The organism is Nocardia sp. NPDC127606, from assembly GCF_042671725.1.
GTDB lineage: Bacteria > Actinomycetota > Actinomycetes > Mycobacteriales > Mycobacteriaceae > Nocardia.
The window spans coordinates 138550-145935 of the sequence record NZ_JBHXWQ010000011.1; the positions used below are offsets into that span (position 1 = coordinate 138550).

Consider the following 7386-nt stretch of genomic DNA (forward strand, 5'->3'; position numbering starts at 1 on the left):
CGGGCCCTACCTTATCCTCGAGCGCCTTGCCGGTTGTCCCGCAAACGGCTAACGCCGGGTCCCCCCCCCCCCCGGGGGGGCCCCCCCCGGGGGGGGGGGCCGCCCCTCGTGCTGTGCGGACCGACTCAGTGCGCGGCCGAATCCCAGCTCCGGCCGGTGCCGACCGAGACGGTGAGCGGGACCGAGAGGTCGATCGCGGCCGACATCTGTTCGCGTGCAAGGGCTTCGAGGGCTTCGCGTTCGCCGTCGGCGACCTCGAAGACGAGTTCGTCGTGGATCTGCAGCAGCATCCGCGAGCGCAGGCCCGCTTCGCGGATCGCATTCTGCACGTTGATCATCGCGACCTTGATGATGTCGGCGGCGGTGCCCTGGATCGGCGCGTTCAGCGCCATCCGCTCGGCGGATTCACGGCGCTGACGGTTACTGGAATCCAGGTCGGGCAGGTAACGCCTGCGGCCGAACAGGGTTTGGGTGTAGCCGACCTTGCGGGCCTGGTCGACGACATCGGACAGGTAGTCGCGGATGCCGCCGAAGCGGTCGAAGTACACGTCCATCTGCTCTTTGGCCTCGGTCGTACTGATCTTGAGCTGGGCGCTCAAGCCGTAGGAACTCAGACCGTAGGCGAGACCGTAGGACATGGCCTTGATCCGGCGGCGCAGCTCGGAGCTCACCTCCGCGATCGGGATGTCGAAGGCCTTCGACGCGACGAAGGTGTGCAGGTCCTCGCCGGAATTGAAGGCCTCGATCAGGCCCGCGTCCCCGGACAGGTGCGCCATGATGCGCATCTCGATCTGGCTGTAGTCGGCGGTCATGAGTTCGGCGAAACCCGGACCGACGACGAAGGTGTCGCGGATCTGGCGGCCGGTGTCGGTGCGGATCGGGATGTTCTGCAGGTTCGGCTCGGTCGAGGAGAGGCGACCGGTGGCGGCGATGGTCTGGTTGAACGTGGTGTGCACGCGGCCGTCGTCGGAGACCGACTTGAGCAGGCCGTCGACGGTCACCTTGAGCCGGGTCGCGTCGCGGTGGGCCAGCAGGTGTTCCAGGAACGCGTGGCCGGTCTTCTCGAACAGCGATTCCAGCGCGTCGGCGTCGGTGGTGTAGCCGGTCTTGGTGCGCTTGGTCTTCGGCATGTCGAGCTCGTCGAACAGCACCACCTGCAACTGCTTGGGCGAGCCGAGGTTGATCTGCTTGCCGATCACCTCGTACGCGGAGTTCGCGGCCTCGGTGACGCGGTCGGCGAACTGCTGCTGGAGGTTCTCCAGCTGGGCGACGTCGACCGCGATGCCCGCTTCCTCGAGCTGACCGAGCACCCCGAGCAGCGGCAGTTCCATCTCCGTGAGCAGCGGGGTCGATTCGATGGCTTCGAGTTCGGTGTCCAGGGCGACGGCCAGGTCCGCGACCGCGCGGGCGCGCAACATCTCCTCGCGGGCGATATCGGCGGCGACGGTGTCCTCGTCGTCGAGCAGGGAGAGCTGGCCCGTGTCGCCGGTCTCGACCCGCAGTTCGCGCTTGAGGTAGCGCAGCGACAGGTCGTCGAGGTTGAAGCTGCGCTGGCCGGGGCGGACCAGGTAGGCCGACAGGGCGGTGTCGGTGGTGAGACCGCCCAGGGTGAAGCCACGCCCGCGCAGTGCGTGCCCGGCGGACTTGGCCTCGTGCAGCGCCTTGGGCACCGCGGGATCGGCCAGCCAGGTGGCCAGTGCCGTCTCGTCCTCGGGGGTGAGGACGGTCAGGTCGATGTAGCCGCCCTCGCCGTCGGCGGCGGCGATCGCCAGTGCCCGCGCGTCACCGTGTACCGGCGTTCCGGTCCCGACGATCGAGAGGCCATGGCGCGCACCGGGTTTCGCGTGTTCGGCCAGCCAGTCGGCGACCGCCCCCTGATCGAGGGCGCCACCGCTGATCTCGAAACCCGACTCGGCCTCCGGCTCGGGGGAACCGAGGGTGTCGAACAGCCGGTCGCGCAGCACCCGGAACTCGAGGTCGTCGAAGAGCTGGTGGATCTTGTCGCGGTCCCACGGCGCCTTGATCAGCTGGTCGGGGGTGTAGGGCAGCGGCACCTCGCGCACCATCTCGGTGAGCTGGCGGTTGAGCACCACACTCGACAGGTTCGCCCGCAGGGAGTCGCCGACCTTGCCCTTCACCTGATCGACGCGGTCGACCAGGGTGGCGAGGTCACCGTATTCGCGGATCCACTTGGCGGCGGTCTTCTCCCCCACACCGGGAATGCCGGGCAGATTGTCGCTCGGGTCGCCGCGCAGGGCCGCGTAGTCGGGATACTGGGCGGGGGTGAGGCCGTACTTGGTCTCCACCTCGGCCGGGGTGAAGCGGGTGAGATCCGAGACGCCCTTCTTCGGGTAGAGCACGGTGACGTCGTCGTTGACCAGCTGGATCGCGTCGCGGTCGCCGGTGACGATGAGGACCCGGTAGCCCTGGGCCATCGCCTGGGTGGTGAGGGTGGCGATCACATCGTCGGCCTCGTAGCCGTCGATGGCCATCACCGGAATGCCCATCGCGCCGAGCACGTCCTTGGTGAGTTCGACCTGCCCTCGGAACTCGTCGGGGGTGGCGCTGCGGTTGGCCTTGTACTCCGGGTACGCCTCGGTGCGGAAAGTCTTGCGCGACACGTCGAACGCCGCGGCCACATGGCTCGGCTTCTCGTCGCGCAACAGATTGATCAGCATCGAGGTGAATCCGTACACCGCGTTGGTGGTCTGACCCGTGACGGTCTTGAAGTTCTCCGCCGGTAGCGCGAAGAACGCGCGATAGGCGATCGAATGCCCGTCCAGGAGCAGCAGCGTAGGCCGCTCGTCGGGGGCAGTGGTCGTAGTCGATGCCTGCGCAGTCGTCGGTGAACTCACCCGACAGAGTCTAGGCACCCCCACCGACAGGAACCGTGGCGGCTCGCACCCCGAAAGCGGAACGGCCCCCCGCTGCGCTCGAAGTGAGCGCACCAGGGGGCCGGGCTGTGCCGAGAAGGGATCAGTCGACGCCGAGGTAGGCCGACATCACCGCCGGGTCGGTGAGCAACGCACCACCGGGGCCCGACTTGGTGACCTCGCCGGTTTCGAGGATGTAGGCGCGATCACTGCGGGTCAGAGCCTGTTGGGCGTTCTGTTCCACCAGCAGCACGGTGGTGCCCTGGCGGTTGATCTCGCTGATGATCCGGAAGATCTGCTGGATCACCATGGGGGCCAGACCCATCGAGGGTTCGTCGAGCAGCAGCAGCTTCGGCCGGGCCATGAGGGCGCGGCCGATGGCGAGCATCTGCTGTTCACCGCCCGACATCGTGCCGCCGACCTGCTTGCGGCGTTCGGCCAGGCGGGGGAACAGTTCGAAGACCCAGTCCAGCGTCTGCTGGTACTCGGTCTTCTTCTCGAAAGGCCTACCGTAGCAACCCATGTCGAGGTTCTCCGCGACCGTCATACCCGGGAAGACACCGCGACCCTCCGGCGCCTGGATGAGACCCTCGACTACCCGATCGTGGGCTTTCATGGTGGTGATGTCTTTGCCCTGGAACAGGATTCGGCCCGAGGTGAGCGGCAGCAGGCCCGACATCGCCCGCATGGTGGTGGTCTTGCCCGCGCCGTTGGCGCCGAGCAGAGTCACCAGTTCGCCCTGGGCGACCGAGAGCGAAATGCCGTGCAGCGCTTCGATCCGGCCATAGTTCACGACCATGTCCTGGACCTCGAGCAGCGGCGTCTCGGTCTCGACCACCGCCTCCGGCTCGTCTCGCGGCCGCACCGCCACGGCGTCCGCCACCGGCGTCGGGGTCGCGCCCTCCTCCGCGGCGGCGACCGATCCCTCGCGGACCTCCTCGATCGTGTCCGCGTCGGGCACGCCGAGGTAGGCCGCGATCACCGCCGGGTCCTCGCGCACCTCGGTGGGCAGGCCGTCGGCGATCTTGCGCCCGAACTCCAGGACCACGATCCGGTCGGTCACACCCATCACCAGGCGCATGTCGTGCTCGATGAGCAGCACGGTGTAGCCGTCGTCGCGGATCTTGCGGATCAGATCCATCAGCGCCGACTTCTCGCTGGGATTGAAACCAGCAGCCGGCTCGTCGAGACACAGCAGCTTGGGCTCGGTGGCCAGCGCCCGCGCGATCTCGAGCCTGCGCTGATCGCCGTAGGACAGATTGCGGGCCTTCTCCACCGCGCGCGGCGCGATGCCGACGAACTCGAGCAGCGCCATGCCGCGTTCGATGGCATCACGCTCCTCGCGCTTGAACTTGGGCGTACGGAACACCGCGCCGGGCACCGAGGTGGTGTGGCGGGCGTCGGTGCCGACGACCACGTTCTCCAGCGCCGTCATCTCGCCGAACAGCCGCACGTTCTGGAACGTGCGCGCGATACCCATCCGGGTGATCTCGTTGCGCTTGGTCTTGGCCAGCGGCTGACCGTCGAAGTGCACGCTGCCCGCTGAGGGCTTGTAGACGCCGGTGATCGCGTTGAAGCAAGTGGTCTTGCCCGCGCCGTTGGGGCCGATCAGGCCGAGGATCTCGCCGCGGCGGATCTCGAAACTGACCCCGTCCAACGCGGTCAGACCGCCGAACTTGACGGTCAGACCGTCGGTGCGCAGCAGGGGCTCGCCCACCGCGGTCTCGATCTCGCGATGCGGCGCGACCACCTCGGCGACGGTCTCGGCATCGGCGAGTTCGGGCAGCACCGCGGTGACGTCGACCTCGCCCGTCGGCTCGACCTCGGGCGGCGGCCGGTAGCCGGCCTTCATGTCTTCGTTGTCGTACAGCGCGTCTCCCGCGCCCGGCCCCGTCATTGCCCTGCTCCGATCGATTCGGCCGCCGGCTTGCGCACGACCGCCTGGTACACCTGTCTGCCGTAGGCGAGCAGTTTCTGCCGCACCGGGAACAGACCCTGTGGCCGCAGAATCATCATCACCACGAGCGCGATGCCGAAGTAGAGGTACTTCAGGTCACCGAGGTTCTGGGCGCCGCCCGGACGGAACAGCAACACGCTGCCGAACAGCAGCAAGCCGAGGATCACCGCGACGATCGCCACGCCGATCACCGTCCGCCGGACCCACGCGGCCAGCACGTCCTTCTTCCACCGCCACAGCAACCACAGCCCGATCAGCAGCGCGATATCGAGGCCGAGCAACAGGTAACCGGTCGACTCGCTGGACACCAGCTGCACCGACTGCAACCGCATCGGCAGGTAGGCGATGAGGAACGCGCCGACGATCACGCCGAGCTTGTTGCCCGAACCACCGAGCACCACCGCGCACAGGAACAACATCGACAAGATGATGTCGAACTGTTTGGGGTTGACGTAGGTGACCTGACCGGCGTACATCGCGCCGGACAGACCGCCGACCGAGGCGCCGATCACGAACGCCCACAGCTTGAACTTGAACGTCGGCACGCCCATGATCTCGGCGGCGTCCTCGTCTTCGCGGATGGCGACCCAGGAGCGCCCGACCCGGCTGCGCTCGAGGTTGCCGATGATCAGCAGCACCACGATCACGAAGACCATACCGAGCCAGAACCACCAGGTGCCGTTGCTCGCCCGCTGGAAGGGATTCCAGCTGCTGGTGTCGCCGAGGTTGCCCGGGGAGAAGAAGCCACCGGGGTGCGCCTCGGACTCGCCGACGGCGGGGTAGGCGATCTTGGACAGCCCGAGGCTGCCGTTGGTCAGGTCGCCCAGGTTGTCGGCCATCAGCCGGACGATCTCACCGAAGCCCAGCGTCACGATCGCGAGGTAGTCACCGCGCAGCCGCAGGGTCGGCGCCCCGAGGATCAGGCCCGCGAGCGCGGTCAGCGCGATCGCGATCGGCAGACAGGCCACCCACGCCCAGCCGGGTTGCAGCCAGCCGCCGTCGGTTTGGTTCCACGGGCTGTTCGGGCTGGTCAGCAGGCCGACCGTGTAGGCGCCGACGGCATAGAAACCGACATAGCCGAGGTCGAGCAGGCCGGCCTGGCCGACCACCACGTTCAAGCCGATGGCGATCAGCGCGTACATCGCGAACTGCGCCATCACACCGCCGAAGCTCACGCCCGGAGTGTCGAGCAGCGGGGGCGGGAACAGCGGCATCAGCGCCAGCAAGGCGATGATCGGCACGCCGACGGCCCACTGGGCCGGACGCGAGAGCCCGTCCCACCAGACCCGGATCGCGTCGCCGATGCCACGTCGATCCTGCTGCGCGACAGGTGCTTTCGGGGTTTTCGTCAGGTCTGTCATGCGCGTGCCCTCCCCAGGCTCTCGCCGAGGATGCCGGTCGGCCGGAACATCAGCACGGTCACCAGCAGCACGAACGCGACCACGTCACGCCATTCGGTGCCGAACAGGATCTGTCCGTACTGCTCGGCGATGCCGAGGATCAACCCGCCGAGCAGCGCGCCCCGCAGGTTGCCGATGCCACCGAGCACCGCGGCGCTGAACGCCTTGATACCGAGGATGAAACCGCCGGAGAAGATGATGCCGGTGGGAATGTAGAGCGTGTACAACATCGCGGCCGCGCCTGCCAGCAGACCGCCGATGAGGAACGTCAACACGATGACCCGCTCGCGCGAGACACCCATCAGGGTGGCGGTGTCGGGGTCCTGGGCGACCGCGCGGATGGCGCGTCCGAATTTGGTTCTGTTGATGACGATTTCGGTGGTGATCGCGAGCACGACGGCCGCGGCGATGATCACCAGCGCCACATTGGTGACCTGCGCGCCGAGGAAGCTGAACTGCACCTTCGGCTCCACGAGCCGGATACCGGTCTGGGCGTTGGAGCCGCCGAGACCCGGCTTGATCTTGGGCAGGATGTAGTGCACGAACTCCTGGATCACGAACGACATGCCGATCGCGGTGATCAGGAAGGCCAGCGGTTTCGCGCCGCGCTTGCGCAGCGGCCGGTAGGCGACTCGTTCGAGCCCCACCGCCGCGATGCCCGAGACGAGCATGCCGAACAGCATCGCCAAGCCCAGGTAGAGGACTGTGAGCAGGACACCCTGGGAGTACACGTTGCCGCTGGGCGCGAAGCCGAGCAGTTCCAGTCCCACATAGGTGCCGAACATGCCGAGCATGAAGATCTCGGAGTGGGCGAAGTTGATCAGTCGAAGCACGCCGTAGACCAGCGTGTAGCCGACCGCCACCAGGGCGTAGATCGAGCCGTAGGTGAGACCGTCCACGGTCAATTTCCAGAACTGGTCGATCACCCCGGAAATGTTGAAATCGATGGACCCCTCGGCCAACAGGGTCACACCGAGCGAAGCCGCTGATGTCATGATTACTCTCGCGTCAGGCGAGCGGTGGGGGGGGGGGGGGGGGGGCCCCCCCCCCCCCCCCCCGCCCCCCCCCACCCGCCAAGATCAAGGTGTTCTTAAAAATCTTGGTGTTTGTGTGGGGGGGCGGGCACCCCCCCCCGTACCGGGGGGGGCGACCGCGG

The 7386-nt window shown here is 67.5% G+C and carries 4 protein-coding genes and 1 pseudogene; all 5 read right to left on the bottom strand.

The features are described from left to right. Positions 1-125 precede the first annotated feature (125 nt). The 5 genes and pseudogenes from polA to ACFVJ5_RS32995 all read right to left on the bottom strand — a co-directional run bounded on the left by polA (position 126) and on the right by ACFVJ5_RS32995 (position 7225). Positions 126-2855, bottom strand: a complete 2730-nt coding sequence (polA, locus tag ACFVJ5_RS32975; RefSeq protein ID WP_379226244.1) for a DNA polymerase I — start codon at positions 2853-2855, stop codon at positions 126-128. Positions 2856-2976: 121 nt separating this feature from the next. After that, entirely contained in the window at positions 2977-3672 is a 696-nt protein-coding gene (locus tag ACFVJ5_RS32980; protein WP_379226406.1) for an ABC transporter ATP-binding protein, read from the bottom strand. Positions 3673-3861: 189 nt separating this feature from the next. Then, positions 3862-4770 (bottom strand): annotated as a pseudogene (locus ACFVJ5_RS32985) (ABC transporter ATP-binding protein); the annotation flags it as partial. Beyond that, positions 4767-6191: a branched-chain amino acid ABC transporter permease gene (locus ACFVJ5_RS32990; RefSeq protein WP_379226246.1), complete on the bottom strand. Its 1425-nt coding sequence runs from the start codon at positions 6189-6191 to the stop codon at positions 4767-4769. The gene ACFVJ5_RS32990 and the pseudogene ACFVJ5_RS32985, both read right to left, overlap by 4 nt. Further along, positions 6188-7225: a branched-chain amino acid ABC transporter permease gene (locus ACFVJ5_RS32995; protein ID WP_379226248.1), complete on the bottom strand. Its 1038-nt coding sequence runs from the start codon at positions 7223-7225 to the stop codon at positions 6188-6190. The genes ACFVJ5_RS32990 and ACFVJ5_RS32995 overlap by 4 nt, the downstream gene beginning before the upstream one ends. Between the last annotated feature and the right edge of the window lie 161 nt (positions 7226-7386).